The organism is Pseudokineococcus basanitobsidens (assembly GCF_037482545.1).
Classification (GTDB): domain Bacteria; phylum Actinomycetota; class Actinomycetes; order Actinomycetales; family Quadrisphaeraceae; genus Pseudokineococcus; species Pseudokineococcus basanitobsidens.
This window is the reverse complement of the sequence record NZ_JBBIAA010000021.1, coordinates 18911-33219: the sequence shown is the minus strand read 5'-3', so window position 1 is coordinate 33219 and position 14309 is coordinate 18911. Positions and strand designations below refer to the sequence as shown.

Below are 14309 nucleotides of genomic sequence, written 5' to 3'. Positions count from 1 at the left end.
GGCCGAGGGTCGGCGACCGGGCCCGCCACGGGCGCGGCTCGTCCGGTCGCCGCCGCCTCAGGTCGTTCGCCCCGAATCCTTCATGAATCGCAGGATGTCTTCCTCCACGTCGCGAATGTGGGCCACCGCGGCCGCACGAGCATCTCGGGCCCGTCCAGCGACTATGGCTTCGACAATGGCGACGTGCCCATCGTGGGCGTGCTCCCGCCGGCCGGGAATTGCGATGACGCGGCGGGAATACTCGCCTAGCAACGGCTCGAGGGTGCCATACAGCTTGGCGAGGAGACCGTTCTTGGACGCCGCGGCGACTGCCTGGTGGAGCTCGATGTCGAGCTGGACGAACTCTGCGTCGGTCAGGTCGGTATCGACGCACGCACGCAGCAGGCGTTCCATCTCGTCGGTGTCCGCAGGCGCACGCCGTCCGGCGGCCAGCGCTGCAGCCTCACCCTCCAGGGTCCGACGCACCTCGAACAGCTCTGGGACGGTGAAGTCATCGAAGATCAGGATCTCGGGTGTCTCGGGCGTGTCCAGGGTGTTCTTCACGACGAAGACGCCGACGCCGTGACTGCTGTTGACCAAGCCGTTGGATTCGATGCCGCGGATGGCTTCGCGCATGGAGCTGCGGCTCACGCCGAACTGCTCGGAGAGGACACGCTCCGAGGGCAGCTTCTCGCCCACCTCGTACGCGCCCTTGATGATCAACTGGGTCAGCTGAGCAGCCACGGAATCAGATACCCGCAAGCGGTTCACCCGCTCGATCTGCCGGGGAACCTCGCTTTCGGTGTTCGGTTTGGTCATGGTAGTCTGCGCCTCTCTAGTGGTCTGCTGATCTGAAGTCTAATGGGACTGCCGCTCTGACGGCCTCACCGCGAGCCAGGTCCGCGGGTTGTGATCGATGCCGGGGCTCGGTCACGGGAGCGTGGTCGACCGTCGGCGTGTTCCTGGGGCTAGACCGACACGGGTGTGCGGGGGAGGGGTCGAGAGTGAAGCAGCGGGTCGACGTCGCCCTCGAAGCGCGGGCGGACCTCGGGGAAGGTCCGTGGTGGGACGCCCGAGCGAACGAGCTCCTGTGGGTCGACCTGCGGGTCGGTCGGATCCACGCTTTCACGCCGTCGACGGGCACGGACACCAGCTTCGAGGTCCGAGAGTCGGTGGGGATGGTGGCCCGTCGCCGTTCGGGTGGCCTGGTGTGCGCCGTCGCTCGAGGCGTCATGTTCGTCGAGCGGGACGGTTCGCGGGCCCGGCTGGCGGTGGACGTCGAGGGTGCGCTGCACCACCTGCGAATGAATGACGGTGCCTGCGACCCCGCTGGTCGGTTGTGGGTAGGCACGATGGCGGTGGACCTCACACCCCGGCAGGGAAGCCTGTACCGCGTCGAGACCAACCTTGGGGTGACGGTCCAGCGCGCCGGGGTCTCGGTCTCTAATGGGCTCGACTGGAGCCCTGACGGGCGGACCTTCTACTACACGGACTCGACGACCCGGAGCATCGATGCCTACGACTTCGACGTAAGCACGGGCGATCTGAGCAACCGGCGCACCCTCGTCGAGATGCGCGACCCCGTGGCGACTCCGGACGGGCTGGCGGTGGATGCGGACGGCACCCTCTGGACGGCCATGTGGGACGGTGGATGTATTCGCCAGTACAGCGATCAGGGCGATCTGCTCAGGACGATTGAGGTGCCTGTCTCGCGTCCGACTAGCGTGGCATTCGGCGGGCCTCGTCTAGACCAGCTGTTCGTCACCTCGGCTCGCGGCGGGATCTCGCCCGCCCAGCTGAAGACCGAGCCGCACGCGGGCTCGATCTTTGTCGTGGAGGGTCTCGCTACCGGTCGCCTGCCGTACGACTTTGCTGGTTAGGGGGGCAGGCGGAAGAGGACGTTCGGTACTTAGTTCCTTCGGGTCCGGGGGGGAAGCGGGGTGCGGAAGGCCATGGCCGTCAGCCTCCCGGGGCGGGGTCAGCCCGGGGGTGCCGGCGACGTCGGAGCCGAGCCGGTCCAGGCGTAGGTGCAGTCGGGCTCGTGCTCCTCGTTGTCGTGGCCGTCGCTGCGGCCGACGAGCACGAAGCCGGCCGCCTCGTAGAAGCGCCGGGCCCGGGTGTTGCGGGCGAAGACGTGCAGGCGCAGACCGTCGGGTCGTCGCCGTTTCGCGTCGTCGAGCAGGGCCCGTCCGACGCCGTCGGTCTGGTGGTCGGGGTCGACGTAGAGCTGGGTGAGCCAGTCGCCCTCGACGGCGGCGAAGCCCAGCAGCCGGTCGTCGTTAAGGGCGACGCGGACGTGCTGGTCGGCGACCAGGACGTGCTCCACCCACCAGCGGGTGGAGGCCTCGTCGTGCGGGCTGGCGAGCCACGGCATGGCCCGGGTGCGGGAGCGCAGCAGCAGGGTGGTCAGGGCCTCGGCGTCGTCGGTGGTGGCGTCGCTCAGCGAGGGGCCGACGTCGGACCTCACGACCGTGTGTCCTGCGGCGGGGCGATGTCGTGCAGGACGAGCGTGGCGAAGCCCAGGACGCCGCGGTACCCGTCCAGCCACTGCTGGCGGTGCTCGCGAGCCGCGGCCAGGGCCTGCTCGCGGTCGGCGTCGGTGGGCGCCTCGCGCAGGGCCCAGTCGACGAGGGAGCCGGTCCAGGACCACTCGTACTCGTCCCACTCCGTCAGGGTGCTGACGTGCCCGAAGCCGGGCTCGAAGGAGGCTGACCGGGCCTCGGCGAGCAGGCCGGGCAGGTCGGGGACGTCCTCCGCGGCGGCCTCCAGGGCCGCCATCGCCGCCGGGGTGGGCGCGATCTCCCAGAACACGTCACCGAGGACGACCTGGCCGCCGGGGCGCAGGTGCCGGCGCACCGCCTCGAGGGTCCCGGCGAGACCCCCGAAGGCGTGGCTGGCGCCCACGCACACCACGATGTCGAAGAGCCCGCCGTCCCACCCGGTGGCGTCGGCCTCCTCCCAGCGCACCCGGTCAACGACGCCGTTGTCCGGGATGGCTCGAGCGAGGCTCTCGGGCAGGGACAGGTCGATCCCGACACCGGTGAGGTGCTCGCGGACGGCGAGGAGCTCGAGCAGCCAGGCGCCGTAGCCGCTGCCCAGGTCGAGCACGCGCCCGCCCGCCGGGGGAGCGAGCCAGCCGAGCAGCTCGCGCACCCGACCCGGGTCCACGGGAGCAGCCACGGGGTGGCGGCGGTGGGCGATGTCGGAGAGGGCGGCGCGGTCCACGGCTGCTTCGTAGCAGCGGCGCGCGTCCACGTCGCGTGACTTCCTGCCGTCGGCGTCGGCGTCGGCGTCGGCGTCGGCGTCGGCGGCGCCCGCCGGGCACCCGGCTGTCCCAGCACGCCGACGAGCTCACCCGGGCGCTGCTGGTGCGACGGCTAACGTCGGTGCTCGTGCTGGGGCCGGGGGACGACGTGGGCGTGAAGCCGCGACGGGTCGTCGTGGCGGGTGCGTCGGGAGCGGGCAAGACGACGCTCGCGGCGCGGCTGGCCGTCGACCTTGGGGTGCCGCACGTCGAGCTCGACGCGCTGCACCACGGCCCGGGGTGGGTGCCGCGGCCGTCCTTCGCCGCGGACGTCGACGCCGTCACCGCGGGGCCGGCGTGGGTGACGGAGTGGCAGTACGGCCCGGTGCGGGACGTGCTCGCGGCCCGGGCCGACCTGCTGGTGTGGCTGGACCTGCCGCGGGCGGTGGTCATGCGCCAGGTGGTCCGCCGGACGGTGCGTCGCCGCCTGCGCCGGGAGGTGCTGTGGAACGGCAACGTCGAGCCGCCGCTGCGGACCTTCTTCACCGACGAGGAGCACATCGTGCGGTGGGCCTGGTCCTCCTACGCGCGGCTGGGGGAGCGGGTCGAGGCGTTGGCGACGACGGTCCCGGCGCTGCCGGTGGTGCGGCTGCGCTCGCACGCCGAGGCCGAGGCCTGGCGGCGCGGCCCGCTGGCCACCGCGGGCACCGGCTGAGCGTCGATCAGGACGCCGACCGGACGGCGACGTGGTGTGGGGACGGAGAGGACCGGCGTGGCAGCCTCGACGGCGTGCGCGGTGAGGTCGTGGTCAGGTCGGCGACGCCGGAGGACGCCGGTCTGATCCGTGGAGTCGGGTCGGCGGCGTGGCCCGAGACGTACGACTTCGCCGGCGAGGGCTACGTGCGCCGGGGCCTGGAGCAGTGGTGGTCCCCGGAGGCCGTGCGCCGGGGGTCGGCGACCACGACGACGCTCGTGGCCGAGGTGGGCACCGTGGTCGTGGGCATGGGCGACCTCGACCTGCACGGTGAGGTGCCGGTCGTGTGGACGCTGTACTTCTCGCCCGGGCACCAGGGCCGTGGCGTCGGCGGCGCGCTGCTGCGGGCGCTGCTCGACCTCGTGCCGGGACGGCCCGTCGAGCTCGAGCACGTCGCGGGCGACGAGCGTGCCGCCGCCTTCTACGCCCGGCACGGCTTCCGCGAGGTGCGGCGGGAGCCGGCGGAGTGCGGCGCGGTGTTGGTCTGGCTGCGCCGCGACGCGCCGAGCCCTGCACCAGGTCCCGCGGACGGCGTGGCGCCCAGCCCCGGTGGGCGTGGGTGAGCGCTGGAGAGGCCGCTGACGCCGAGTCGCGCACGTGGACGACGGAGCGTCTGGCCGCGCGGCCGCCCGTCCCGGCGGACGGCGCCGCCGTCCTGGCCCTGCACCGCGACCCGCGGACCGTCGCGCACAACCCTGGCGACCGGTTGGCCGACCTCGGCGCGGCCGAGCAGCTCCTGCGGCGGTGGGTCCAGCACTGGCAGGACCACCAGATCGGCTACTGGGTGCTGACCTGGCGCCACGGCGACGGGCACGTCATCGGTGTCTGCGGTGTCAAGCGGATGACGTCGGCCGACCGGCCGGTGTGGAACCTGCTCTACCGGCTGGAGCCATCGGTCTGGGGCCGCGGGGTGGCCACCGAGGCCGCCGCGACGGTCGTCGACCGGGCCCGGCACCACCCCCTGGGGCTGCCGGTGACGGCCCGCGTCCGCCCGGCCAACCACGCCAGCGCCCGCGTCGCCCTCGCCGCCGGGCTCGAGCGCACGCCCCGGCTGGACACCTGCGGGGAGGACGGCCCCGACGAGGTGTACCTCGTCGGGCCGACCCGGCCTGCGCGGTGAGGGCGTCCTCCGGGTGCCTCGAGCGGCACGGCCGTCCGGCCGACGCCTACATGCCGCCGGCGGCGCGCAGGACGGTGCCGGTGACGTAGGAGGCCTCGTCGCCGAGGAGCCACGCGACGGCAGGGGCGATCTCGGTGGGCTCGCCGACGCGGCCCAGCGGGATGCGACCGACGACCCGCTCGAGGCGGTCGGGGTCGCCGGCAGCGGCGTGGATGCCGGTGCGGACCATGCCGGGGGCGACGGCGTTGACGCGCACGCCCTGGTCGGCGAGCTCCTTGGCCAGGCCGACGGTCAGGGCGTCGACGCCGGCCTTGGCGGCGGCGTAGTGGACGTAGTCGTGCGGTGCCCCGAGGGTCGCTGCGGCGGAGGAGACGGTGACGATCGCACCTCCAGGGCCGCCGCGAGCAGTGGACATGACCTGGGCGGCGCGGCGGGCGCACAGGACGACGCCGAGGAGGTTGACGTCCAGGACCCGGCGCACGGTCTCAACAGGGGTGTCGGCGAGGTCGCCGAGGTGGGCGGTGAGGCCGGCGCCTGCGACCAGCCCGGTGACGGGCCCGAGCTCCGCGGCTGCTGCGGCGAACAGCGTGGCGACGTCGTGCTCGTCGGTGACGTCACCCCGGAGGGCGACCGCGGCGGCCCCCTCGGCGCGGACGGCTGCCAGCACCTCGGCAGCGCTGTCGTCGTCGCTGAGGTAGCCCAGGGCGAGGTCGTGGCCGGCACGCGCGAGGTGCAGGGCGGTCGCCGCGCCGATCCCGCGTCCTGCCCCCGTCACGACGGTCACTGCTCTGCGCGTGGTCACGTCGTCAGCCTGGCAGGGGCGCGTGGGGTGCCCTCACGCCGACGTCGCCCTCCTCACGGAGCTGCGCGCCCGGGCCCCCCGTCGCCCAGTCCTTCCCCACTTCTCGAGTAGCGCCTGGTGTCCGCGATGACCCTGTAGCCGAGCTGCTGGTAGATCGACAAGCCAGAGGCGCTGGCGTCGAGGCAGGCGGTGCTCGCGCCGCGGGCTCGGGCGTCCGTGACCGCCGCGGCCGTCATCGCCCGCCCGAGACCACGCCGACGCCATCCCGGGTCGGTGTTGACGAAGATGACTACCGCCCGTGACCCGAAGACGCCCACGCCCGACGTCGCCCGCGCGACGCCATCGGCGTCGAGGGCCGCGAAGAAGCGGAAGGCGGGCATCGACGCCGTCAAGTCCCGGGTCAAGACGCCCGGGTCGCCGGCGCCAGCCGGGTCCGCCAGCGATGCGACCGCGACCGCCTGCTCCATCGTCACGGCGTCACGACGACCCTCGGCATGCTCGTCGACCGCTCGCAGCCTCAGCCCATCGGGCAGGGCGGTGACGGGATCTGCGGCCAGGTGCCCGAGGCTCATGGACGTCGTCGTGGTCGACGTCCACCCCATCCGGTCCTCGACCGCCTCGGCGCACCTCTCCGCCTGCCCGAAGACCGCGATCCGGCCGGTCCGCACCGACCTGAGCAGGCCGACCAACCCCTCGAGGGCCCGGTCGTCGACGACCAGCAGCCGCACCGACGCAAAGTCGCGCGCCATGCGGACTCCCTGCATCCCGGGCACCCCGGTGACGGGGACACCGAGGCCGGCCACCCTCGCGAGGTAGGTCTCCGCGTAGAGCACGGCGTCTTGATCCCGCTCCGCCGCGGACCCTCTCAGGATCTTGCCGCGATCCTCAGCAGGGCCCCGCCCCGATCTCGAGGCGAGGCGTCCGTCGGGGCGGGGGAGAGGCCAGCACCGGCTGACGGCGGCGTTGGGGCGTGCCGTATGAGGCACCTGCGCGGAATCCCCATCTGGACGGGTCTGCTGGCGAAGTCACCGCGAGGCCGCGCCTCGCGGCCCCTGCGACCTGCACCGTCGCCGGTTGGGGGTCGGCTAGTGAGACGGCTCCTGGGGCGACCGCAGGGGCGGCGCCTGTTCACGCCGCTATCTGCCTGCGTTGGGCCGAGGGCGTGGCAGAGGAGTGAATCGACGCCAGCGATGGCGTCGTACCAGGACACTTGCCGACGCCGGTCGCTGCCTGAGAGCCCGGCACCCCAGCCGAGGAGGTCTGTTCATGACCGACGACGAGAGTCTCCCCGACCCCGCGCCCGACTTCGCCGCACACTTCACCGACCCGCTCTACGACGACCCGGCATCGGACTTCGCGCCCTTCGGCAACGACGAGGGGGCCGACCTGCTCGCGGAGTGGGCGGAGCGACGCGAGGAGCTGGGGGCGGACTCGACAGTCGCCGAAGTCCTCGAGGAGGAGGGCCCTGACGGGACGGCTGACGAACTGAACGTGCCAGTCCCGGCCTCGGGTGCCGTCCCCGATGGGTTGGTCGACGCGGCGATGAGAGTGCAGGGGGCCGGCTTCACCCTGCTGCGTCTGACCGGCCGGATCGACGAGCGTGGTCGCCGCGACACCCTCAAGGCCCTCGACGTACTGATCAGCCTGTACGGCTCTGAACCGGAGCTAGTGCGGCAGCGCGAAGACCTGGATTCCTGGCGCGGTTGAGCGACGCACCCCAAGGGGCGAGGTGGCGGAACCGCCCGGCGTGACCGGTCAGCGATCGACAGTGGGACGCTGACCGGGCGACGATCGTCAGCAGGCATCAGCGGGTGGTGACGCCTCACGCCTGTGGCGGCGCGAGGTGGCACGTGAGCCGGGTCTCGTGGAGATCGACGTCGTCACGGGTCTCCACCCGGGTGTGGCCGTCGGTGGCCCACCCACGGTGCTCGTAGAAGGTGCGGGCGCGGGCGTTGGTCGTCAGCACCCACGCATGGGCGTGGGTGTACCCCGCCGCCCGCAGGTGGTCGCGGGTCCGCTCGAGCAGCACCGCGCCGGCGCCGGCGCCCTGGTGGTCGGGACGGACGTACAGCGAGTACAGCTCGGCCGTGCTGTCGTCCGCGTCTCCCCGCCAGGGCCCGGCGTAGGCGAAGCCGAGGGGGCGGTCGCTCGGGTCAACGGCCACCGTGCAGAAGAACGGTGACGAGCAGGGCAGCAGGTCCGTCCACCGGGTCGCCGAGCTCTCGGCGGACAGCGCATCGAGCAGGGCCTGGGGCAGCAAGCCGGCGTAGGCGCTGCGCCAGGTCTGCACGTGGACCTCGCCGAGGGCGTCGGCGTCCTCGCGTCGCGCCGCCCTGGTGGTGACCATCTGCGGCAGCGTAGGAAGGAGCTGTGGGCGACGGAGACGAGCGCGCGGCCGAGCCCCTGCGGCTGTCCGGGGTCCGCGCCGTGATGGTGTTCTGCGATGACCCGGTCGCCTCGTGTGCCTGGTGGGCCGGGCTCGTCCACCTCACCCCGCGACGCGAAGGCGCCTTCGCGTGGGTCGACCTGCCCGGCGGTGTCGAGCTCGGCTTCCACCTCGCTGACGCGGACAAGAACCCGTCGGGCGCCAGCACGGTGCCCTACTGGTCGGTGCATGACCTCGACGTGGCCCTGACGACCTTGACGTCGGCTGGAGCCCGGCTCCTCCGTGGACCTCTCGAGGTCGAGCCCGGCCGGCGCATCGCCCAGGTGCGCGACCCCTACGGCGCGGTCATGGGCATCGACGACACCGCTGGCCATCACCGATAGCCGATGGTCAGCGGGCGTCTGACTACAGCCCGAGGCTGCGGTCGACGGCGTCCTTGTCCCAGACCTCGATGGGGAGAGGTGCTTGCGGGTGAAGGTGGCTGAGTCGGCGTCGTAGCCGTAGATGACGTCGTCGGGGTCGGAGGTGTCTGGCTCCCCGGTGCTGCCGATGTCCCAGGCGATGCGGCATGGACCGTCGTGCTCTGGCGGGGCGCCGCAGAGCAGCTCGCCCAAGATGTCGTGCAGTCGATCGACCTGGTCCTGGGTCGCCAGAACGTCCATGACGATGCGGAAGGGCTTGCGCTCGTCGCTCGGTGAGTGGCCCGATCGACCGAGGTCGCGGTCAGAGTCAGTAGGCACCTCCCCAGCATCCCGCTCCTCTGCAGGAAAGGCGCAAGAACCGTTTCGAGTTGCTCCAGCAGACGATCGGATGTGGGACGGCCCTACGGGAGTACGGCCCTGGGGGAGTGGCGGGCCCCACCGTCGGGGGCTGCAGCTGCTCCGGCAGGCGGTCGGCTACTGAGACGACGGCACGGTCGCCGCTTGTCTGCCTCATCGGCTGGTGTCAATATCGACGGGTGTCGATGCAAGAGCACGTGGGTATCACTGACAAGCCGACCGTTGCGCCGGTGACGCACAGCGCGTGCTGTCCGCCGTTGGGTGGCGCCCCCATGGACGCCGACCTCGCGGCAGGGCTTGCGGCGCAGCTCAAGGCGCTGGGTGATCCGGTGCGGCTGCGGCTGGTGAGCATCGTGGCGTCCTCTCCGCGTGGGGAGGCGTGCGTGTGCGATCTGCTGCCGGCCTTCGACCTGTCGCAGCCGACGGTGTCCCACCACCTGAAGGTGCTGCGCGAGGCTGGGCTGCTGACGTGCGAGCGTCGCGGGTCGTGGGTCTGGTACCGGGTCGTGCCCGCGGCGCTGGCGCAGCTGACCGCGGCCCTGACCCCGGTCGACGACGCTGCGGCCGGCGGTGCCGAGCCTGTTGGTGCCGAGCTGGTCGGGGCGGTGCGCGCGTGACGGTCCCGGTGACCGACCCGGCCGCGCCCGCGGGCGCCGTCGTCGGGAAGCTGTCGACGCTGGACCGGTGGCTGCCGGTGTGGATCGGCGTGGCGATGGTCGCCGGACTGGCGCTGGGGCGGCTCGCGCCGGGCCTCGGCGGCGCGCTCGAGGCCGTGCAGGTCGACGGGGTCAGCCTGCCCATCGCGGTCGGTCTGCTGGTGATGATGTACCCGGTCCTGGCGAAGGTCCGCTACGACCGGGTCGCCGCCGTCACCGGCGACACGAGGCTCCTGGTCGCTTCCCTGGTGCTGAACTGGGTCCTGGGCCCGGCGCTGATGTTCGCCCTCGCGTGGGCGTTCCTGCCCGACGCGCCCGAGTACCGCACCGGCCTGATCATCGTGGGCCTGGCCCGCTGCATCGCCATGGTCATCATCTGGAACGACCTGGCCTGCGGGGACCGCGAGGCCGCCGCGGTGCTCGTGGCGATCAACTCCGTCTTCCAGGTCGTCGCCTTCGCCGCCCTCGGCTGGTTCTACCTCCAGATCCTCCCCGGCTGGCTGAACCTGCCGCAGACCGGCATCGACGCCTCCCCGTGGGACATCGTCCGCTCGGTGCTGATCTTCCTCGGCGTCCCCCTGCTCGCCGGCCTCGCATCCAGAGTGCTCGGCGAGAGGACGAAAGATCGCGAGTGGTACGAGATCCGCTTCCTGCCCCGCGTCGGCCCCTTCGCCCTGTACGGACTGCTGTTCACCATCGTGGTGCTGTTCGCCCTCCAGGGTGACCAGGTGCTGTCGGCGCCGCTGGACGTCGTCCGGATCGCCCTGCCGCTGCTCGTCTACTTCGCGCTGATGTGGGGTGGCGGGTACGTCACCGGCGCCGCTCTCGGGCTGGGCTACGCGCGGACCACGACGCTCGCGTTCACCGCCGCGGGCAACAACTTCGAGCTCGCGATCGCCGTGGCGATCGCCACCTTCGGCGCGGCGTCCGGCCAGGCCCTCGCCGGTGTCGTCGGTCCCCTCGTCGAGGTCCCCGTCCTTGTCGGCCTGGTCTACCTCAGCCTCGCGCTGCGACGCCGCTTCGCCCCCACCCACCAGCACACCCGGCAGGCGAGAGCCCGACGATGAGCACCCCCGCCAGCAGCGACAGCACCACCACCGGTCCGAGCACGCCCGACGACGAGGCCGCGCGACTGCGCGAGGCCGTGCGGTCCCGCTACGCCCAGGCCGCCACCACCGCCTCGTGCTGCGGCTCGGTCCCGGCCGACCTCGACCGCGACGCCGACGGCACGGTCGCCTTCGGCGCCGGGCTCGTCCTCGCCGAGGCCGCCCGTGTCCTGCGCCCCGGCGGGCGGCTGGCGTTCTCCGAGGTCGTCGCCGACGGAGGCATGGACGAGGCCACCAAGGCCGACGTGGCTGCCTGGACCGGCTGCACCGCCGACGCCCTGACCACCCGCGAGCTCACCGACGCCCTGCCCCGTGCCGGCTTCAGCGACCTGCAGATCCGACCCACCCACCGCGTCCACACCCACGCCCAGGCCGCGATCATCCGCGCGGTCCGGCCCGGCACACGTTGACCCGACCCTCGACCGACCCGGAGGACCCGGTGACCGCTCCGCACGTGCTGTTCGTCTGCGTCAAGAACGGTGGTAAGTCCCAGATGGCCGCCGGCCTCCTGCGCCAGGTCGTCGCGGCCCACCCCGACGTCCCCGTGACCGTCTCCTCCGCCGGCACCAACGCTGGCAGCGCGCTCAACGCCCAGTCCGCGCAGGCTCTCGCTGAGGTCGGCGTCGACATCACCGACCAGCGCCCCCGCCAGCTCACCGACGACCTCGTCGCCGCCGCCGACCTCGTCGTCGTCCTCGGCGACGAGGCCCACGTCGACTCCGTCGACGGCACCCCCGTCGAGGTCTGGCGCACCGACGAGCCCTCGGCCCGCGGCATCGAGGGGCTCGAGCGCATGCGCCTGGTCCGCGACGACATCGCCGCCCACGTCGACCAGCTTCACCAGCGCCTCATGCGCTGAGCACGCACGCACCGTCCCAGCTGCCGATGACGGTCTCAGGGGTCGTCGACCTCCCCTGGGGACGGTCAGGCAGTCGCATCGGGGTCGGCGAGAAGGCCAGCCTGTGCGTGCGTCAGCCGACCGCGAGCCGGTTGCCGGCGCCCGGCGGGGGCAGCGGCGTCACGGGACGCGCGCCCCGGCGCGGCTGCTCCCACGCGGTCAACGTCCTTGACCAGGCCGTGGGCGCACCTCAAGGTCGCGGGCGTGCAGAGCGACTGGGGCGAGCTGATCTCCGTCAACGTGGGCCGCGAACGTCCGATCGCCGCCAAGGGCGGTACCAGCGGCATCGACAAGCGCCCGGTGCAGGGCCCGGTGGCGATCCAGGCCCCCGGCCCGAAGGGCGTCGGCGGCAGCGGCCTCGCCGGTGACCACATCAGCGACACCGCCCACCACGGGGGTGACGACCAGGCCGTCTACGCCTACGCCCGCGAGGACCTCGACATCTGGGAGGCCGAGCTCGGGCGGGCCCTGCCGAGCGGCTCGTTCGGCGAGAACCTGACCACGGCCGCCGTCGACGTCAGCGGCGCGGTGATCGGGGAGACGTGGGAGGTCGGGACTGCGCTGCTGCAGGTCAGCAGCCCGCGCATCCCGTGCGTGACGTTCGCCGTGTGGTTGGGGCAGGAGCGCTGGGTGCCGCGGTTCACCGCCGCTCGCGTGCCCGGTGCCTACCTGCGGGTGCTCCGCAGCGGTGAGGTGCGCGCCGGGGACGCGGTCCGGGTGCTGGATGTGCCCGGTCACGGGGTCGACGTGAGGACGGTCTTCGCTGCCTTCACGACGCGCCCGGAGCTGCTGCCGTTGCTGCGCGAGGTGCCGCAGCTGCCTCGGGAGGACCGGGACGCGGTGGGCCGCCGCTTGCAGCAGGCGCCACGGGCCTGACCGCGCGCGGGCGCACTCATCCATCAGCCTGGGACTCTCGTTGCGCGCGGCAGCCGCAGTACCCCCGGTCGCTGGGCGGCGCGTCGGATGACGATCGACAGCGGGACGCGGTCCGGCCAGCGGCTGGCGAGCGCTCTCCGACTCACTCTGGTTGGGCGACCACCCAGTAGGGGCCGGCTGCTGGACAGGCGTCGGGGTAGGCCCAGTCGCCGTCGAGGACTCCTGGGGCACCTCCGCCGAGGTCGACGGTGGTGCCCTGCGTGATGTCGTGCGCGGTGCTGTCGTTGGTGGCGAAGACCGGTACGTACGGCTCTTCTCCGGCGATGTCGTCGCCTTCGACGACAAGGCAGCCGTCGACATTTTCGACGACATCGGTGAGCAGGGCGTCGTCGCCGCCGTTGCCCGTGGGTTCGTAGTAAGCCACGGCGAGGCCGTCCTCTCGTGGCTCTGGCGTCGAGACACCGCAGCTGCTCACAGCTGCCGCGATGACCAGCAGGACGAAGGAGCCGGACAGGTGCGCCGTGGACGCCGCTCCGGAGGAGGGGCCATGACCGCTCATGGCGCTAGGACGTCTGGCAGCGCCATAGCGGTTCCGACCGGCAGACGGCGGGTCCGATAGGTAGGACCGGACGCCGGCTGCTCCGGATGACGATCGTCTGCCGGAGCGGCGTCCGCCGGCGTAGCAGTGAGGGCCGACGAGTGACGTCGGTGGGGAGCTGTGCGGCGGCGGCGGGTGGCGTGAGAGACATGGGCACGTGGCGGCGGCGCGGCGGGCGATGGGCGAGAACCAGTTCTGGGACCTCGTGGGCGTCTTGGAGGGATCTGTCGACGAGCCCGCTGTGGAACGGCTCACCGCGGCGCTGAGGACAACAGGGCGCAGAGGGCCGGCGGCGTTTCAAGAGCGCCTCGCTGCCGTGTTGCACGACCTCGACCGTGAGGTGCTGTGTCGTCAGCCGGTCCGGTGGGTCGACGACCCGCCGGGAGTCACCGTTCCCTTGTCGGCTGACGCCTTCCTGTACCTGCGGGCGCACGTCGTTGCCAGCGGACGGGCTGTCGTCGCGCGCGCGATCGCCGACCCCGCGTCGCTGCTAGAGCGCGAGTGGGAGGACGGCGAAGCGCTGCTGTACGCCGCGGAGACGGTCACCGGTCAGGAGATCGAGACCCGGCTGAGCTACGAGACCGGATCCAACGAAGATCACTGGTCCTTCGTCGACGACGAGGACGTCGCGATGCCGGTGGTCGCGGTCAACGTCTGGGACCTGCTGGAGACCACCGAGGGCTACCTGGGTGAGTCGGACGTGCTGACCACCATGCCGACCTACGCATGGTGGCTGTCGACGGACGTCCTGGCGCCCGCCGGTGAGGCCGTCGAGGGCGCCGTCCTCGAGCAGGGCGGACTACCCGATTCGCTGGGTGTGGTTCAGATCCAGCTTGAAGTCTGCTTCGGCGACCGGTGGCAGCTCTCACCTGAGATCGCCGCTCGGGTCGAGGACGAGGAGACCTACGTCGGCACGGTCAGCCGAGCACGGGTCGAGCTGGCCCAGGTGGAGTTCCGCAGCTGGGACGAGGACCGGCAGCGCCGGACCCTGACCAGCGTGCTGGCGACGTGCGTGCTCGCGGTCCTCCCGGACGAGCACGGCAGCCGACCAATGCTGCATGAGCTCCAGCGGAGCGCGGAGGACTGACGCCGGACCGCGTCGGTAGTTCCC

At 72.5% G+C, this 14309-nt stretch carries 19 protein-coding genes; 12 read left to right on the top strand and 7 right to left on the bottom strand.

What is annotated here, in order from left to right; genetic code table 11:
* Nucleotides 1-57: 57 nt before the first annotated feature.
* Nucleotides 58-798, bottom strand: coding sequence for a FadR/GntR family transcriptional regulator (locus WDZ17_RS13875; protein ID WP_339575764.1), 741 nt, complete (start codon nt 796-798; stop codon nt 58-60).
* A 185-nt stretch (nt 799-983) separates the two neighbouring features.
* Here WDZ17_RS13875 and WDZ17_RS13870 point away from each other — a divergent pair, with 185 nt between their 5' ends.
* On the top strand, nt 984-1859 hold the full coding sequence (locus WDZ17_RS13870) for an SMP-30/gluconolactonase/LRE family protein (protein ID WP_339575763.1): 876 nt from the start codon (nt 984-986) through the stop codon (nt 1857-1859).
* 98 nt (nt 1860-1957) lie between these two features.
* Here WDZ17_RS13870 and WDZ17_RS13865 read toward each other — a convergent pair whose 3' ends face one another.
* Nucleotides 1958-2446, bottom strand: a complete 489-nt coding sequence (locus tag WDZ17_RS13865) for a GNAT family N-acetyltransferase (RefSeq protein ID WP_339575762.1) — start codon at nt 2444-2446, stop codon at nt 1958-1960.
* Complete coding sequence (locus WDZ17_RS13860; protein WP_339575761.1) at nt 2443-3204, bottom strand: SAM-dependent methyltransferase; 762 nt, start codon at nt 3202-3204, stop codon at nt 2443-2445. Before WDZ17_RS13860 ends, WDZ17_RS13865 begins: the two co-directional genes overlap by 4 nt.
* A gap of 194 nt (nt 3205-3398) precedes the next feature.
* Here WDZ17_RS13860 and WDZ17_RS13855 point away from each other — a divergent pair, with 194 nt between their 5' ends.
* The 3 genes from WDZ17_RS13855 (at nt 3399) to WDZ17_RS13845 (ending at nt 5097) form a co-directional block, all read left to right on the top strand.
* On the top strand, nt 3399-3938 hold the full coding sequence (locus WDZ17_RS13855) for a P-loop NTPase family protein (RefSeq protein WP_339575760.1): 540 nt from the start codon (nt 3399-3401) through the stop codon (nt 3936-3938).
* A 74-nt stretch (nt 3939-4012) separates the two neighbouring features.
* On the top strand, nt 4013-4540 hold the full coding sequence (locus WDZ17_RS13850) for a GNAT family N-acetyltransferase (RefSeq protein WP_339575759.1): 528 nt from the start codon (nt 4013-4015) through the stop codon (nt 4538-4540).
* Entirely contained in the window at nt 4537-5097 is a 561-nt protein-coding gene (locus WDZ17_RS13845; protein WP_339575758.1) for a GNAT family N-acetyltransferase, read from the top strand. Before WDZ17_RS13850 ends, WDZ17_RS13845 begins: the two co-directional genes overlap by 4 nt.
* Nucleotides 5098-5143: 46 nt before the next feature.
* Here the strand turns inward: WDZ17_RS13845 and WDZ17_RS13840 are convergent, their stop codons facing one another.
* Together WDZ17_RS13840 and WDZ17_RS13835 are read right to left on the bottom strand one after the other, a co-directional pair.
* Nucleotides 5144-5899, bottom strand: a complete 756-nt coding sequence (locus WDZ17_RS13840) for an SDR family oxidoreductase (RefSeq protein ID WP_339575757.1) — start codon at nt 5897-5899, stop codon at nt 5144-5146.
* A gap of 53 nt (nt 5900-5952) precedes the next feature.
* The gene (locus tag WDZ17_RS13835) at nt 5953-6732 is read right to left on the bottom strand and encodes a GNAT family N-acetyltransferase (RefSeq protein WP_339575756.1); all 780 of its coding nucleotides are present in this window, start codon (nt 6730-6732) and stop codon (nt 5953-5955) included.
* A 433-nt stretch (nt 6733-7165) separates the two neighbouring features.
* Here WDZ17_RS13835 and WDZ17_RS13830 point away from each other — a divergent pair, with 433 nt between their 5' ends.
* A complete protein-coding gene (locus tag WDZ17_RS13830; protein WP_339575755.1) occupies nt 7166-7606 on the top strand; it encodes a hypothetical protein in 441 nt (146 codons plus the stop codon).
* Nucleotides 7607-7721: 115 nt separating this feature from the next.
* On the opposite strand, the gene WDZ17_RS13825 is transcribed toward WDZ17_RS13830, so the two are convergent.
* Nucleotides 7722-8246: a GNAT family N-acetyltransferase gene (locus tag WDZ17_RS13825; protein WP_339575754.1), complete on the bottom strand. Its 525-nt coding sequence runs from the start codon at nt 8244-8246 to the stop codon at nt 7722-7724.
* Nucleotides 8247-8269: 23 nt separating this feature from the next.
* Here WDZ17_RS13825 and WDZ17_RS13820 point away from each other — a divergent pair, with 23 nt between their 5' ends.
* The 6 genes from WDZ17_RS13820 to WDZ17_RS13795 all read left to right on the top strand — a co-directional run bounded on the left by WDZ17_RS13820 (nt 8270) and on the right by WDZ17_RS13795 (nt 12600).
* Complete coding sequence (locus WDZ17_RS13820) at nt 8270-8668, top strand: VOC family protein (protein ID WP_339575753.1); 399 nt, start codon at nt 8270-8272, stop codon at nt 8666-8668.
* A 668-nt stretch (nt 8669-9336) separates the two neighbouring features.
* A complete protein-coding gene (locus tag WDZ17_RS13815) occupies nt 9337-9681 on the top strand; it encodes an ArsR/SmtB family transcription factor (protein ID WP_339575752.1) in 345 nt (114 codons plus the stop codon).
* 8 nt (nt 9682-9689) lie between these two features.
* Nucleotides 9690-10787: an ACR3 family arsenite efflux transporter gene (gene arsB / locus WDZ17_RS13810; RefSeq protein ID WP_422631993.1), complete on the top strand. Its 1098-nt coding sequence runs from the start codon at nt 9690-9692 to the stop codon at nt 10785-10787.
* A complete protein-coding gene (locus WDZ17_RS13805; protein WP_339575750.1) occupies nt 10784-11236 on the top strand; it encodes a class I SAM-dependent methyltransferase in 453 nt (150 codons plus the stop codon). The genes arsB and WDZ17_RS13805 overlap by 4 nt, the downstream gene beginning before the upstream one ends.
* A gap of 29 nt (nt 11237-11265) precedes the next feature.
* A complete protein-coding gene (locus WDZ17_RS13800) occupies nt 11266-11685 on the top strand; it encodes an arsenate-mycothiol transferase ArsC (RefSeq protein ID WP_339575749.1) in 420 nt (139 codons plus the stop codon).
* A gap of 243 nt (nt 11686-11928) precedes the next feature.
* Nucleotides 11929-12600, top strand: a complete 672-nt coding sequence (locus tag WDZ17_RS13795; RefSeq protein WP_339575748.1) for an MOSC domain-containing protein — start codon at nt 11929-11931, stop codon at nt 12598-12600.
* A gap of 142 nt (nt 12601-12742) precedes the next feature.
* Here the strand turns inward: WDZ17_RS13795 and WDZ17_RS13790 are convergent, their stop codons facing one another.
* Nucleotides 12743-13159: a hypothetical protein gene (locus WDZ17_RS13790; protein WP_339575747.1), complete on the bottom strand. Its 417-nt coding sequence runs from the start codon at nt 13157-13159 to the stop codon at nt 12743-12745.
* A 196-nt stretch (nt 13160-13355) separates the two neighbouring features.
* Here WDZ17_RS13790 and WDZ17_RS13785 point away from each other — a divergent pair, with 196 nt between their 5' ends.
* Nucleotides 13356-14285, top strand: a complete 930-nt coding sequence (locus tag WDZ17_RS13785; protein WP_339575746.1) for a DUF4240 domain-containing protein — start codon at nt 13356-13358, stop codon at nt 14283-14285.
* The last annotated feature ends 24 nt before the right edge of the window (nt 14286-14309 follow it).

Excerpts from the sequence above, each read along its gene's own strand:
- WDZ17_RS13875 (WP_339575764.1), bottom strand. The coding sequence starts at position 798 with ATGACCAAACCGAACACCGAAAGCGAGGTTCCCCGGCAGATCGAGCGG.
- WDZ17_RS13830 (WP_339575755.1), top strand. The coding sequence starts at position 7,166 with ATGACCGACGACGAGAGTCTCCCCGACCCCGCGCCCGACTTCGCCGCA.
- WDZ17_RS13825 (WP_339575754.1), bottom strand. The coding sequence starts at position 8,246 with ATGGTCACCACCAGGGCGGCGCGACGCGAGGACGCCGACGCCCTCGGC.
- WDZ17_RS13815 (WP_339575752.1), top strand. The coding sequence starts at position 9,337 with ATGGACGCCGACCTCGCGGCAGGGCTTGCGGCGCAGCTCAAGGCGCTG.
- WDZ17_RS13805 (WP_339575750.1), top strand. The coding sequence starts at position 10,784 with ATGAGCACCCCCGCCAGCAGCGACAGCACCACCACCGGTCCGAGCACG.
- WDZ17_RS13790 (WP_339575747.1), bottom strand. The coding sequence starts at position 13,159 with ATGAGCGGTCATGGCCCCTCCTCCGGAGCGGCGTCCACGGCGCACCTG.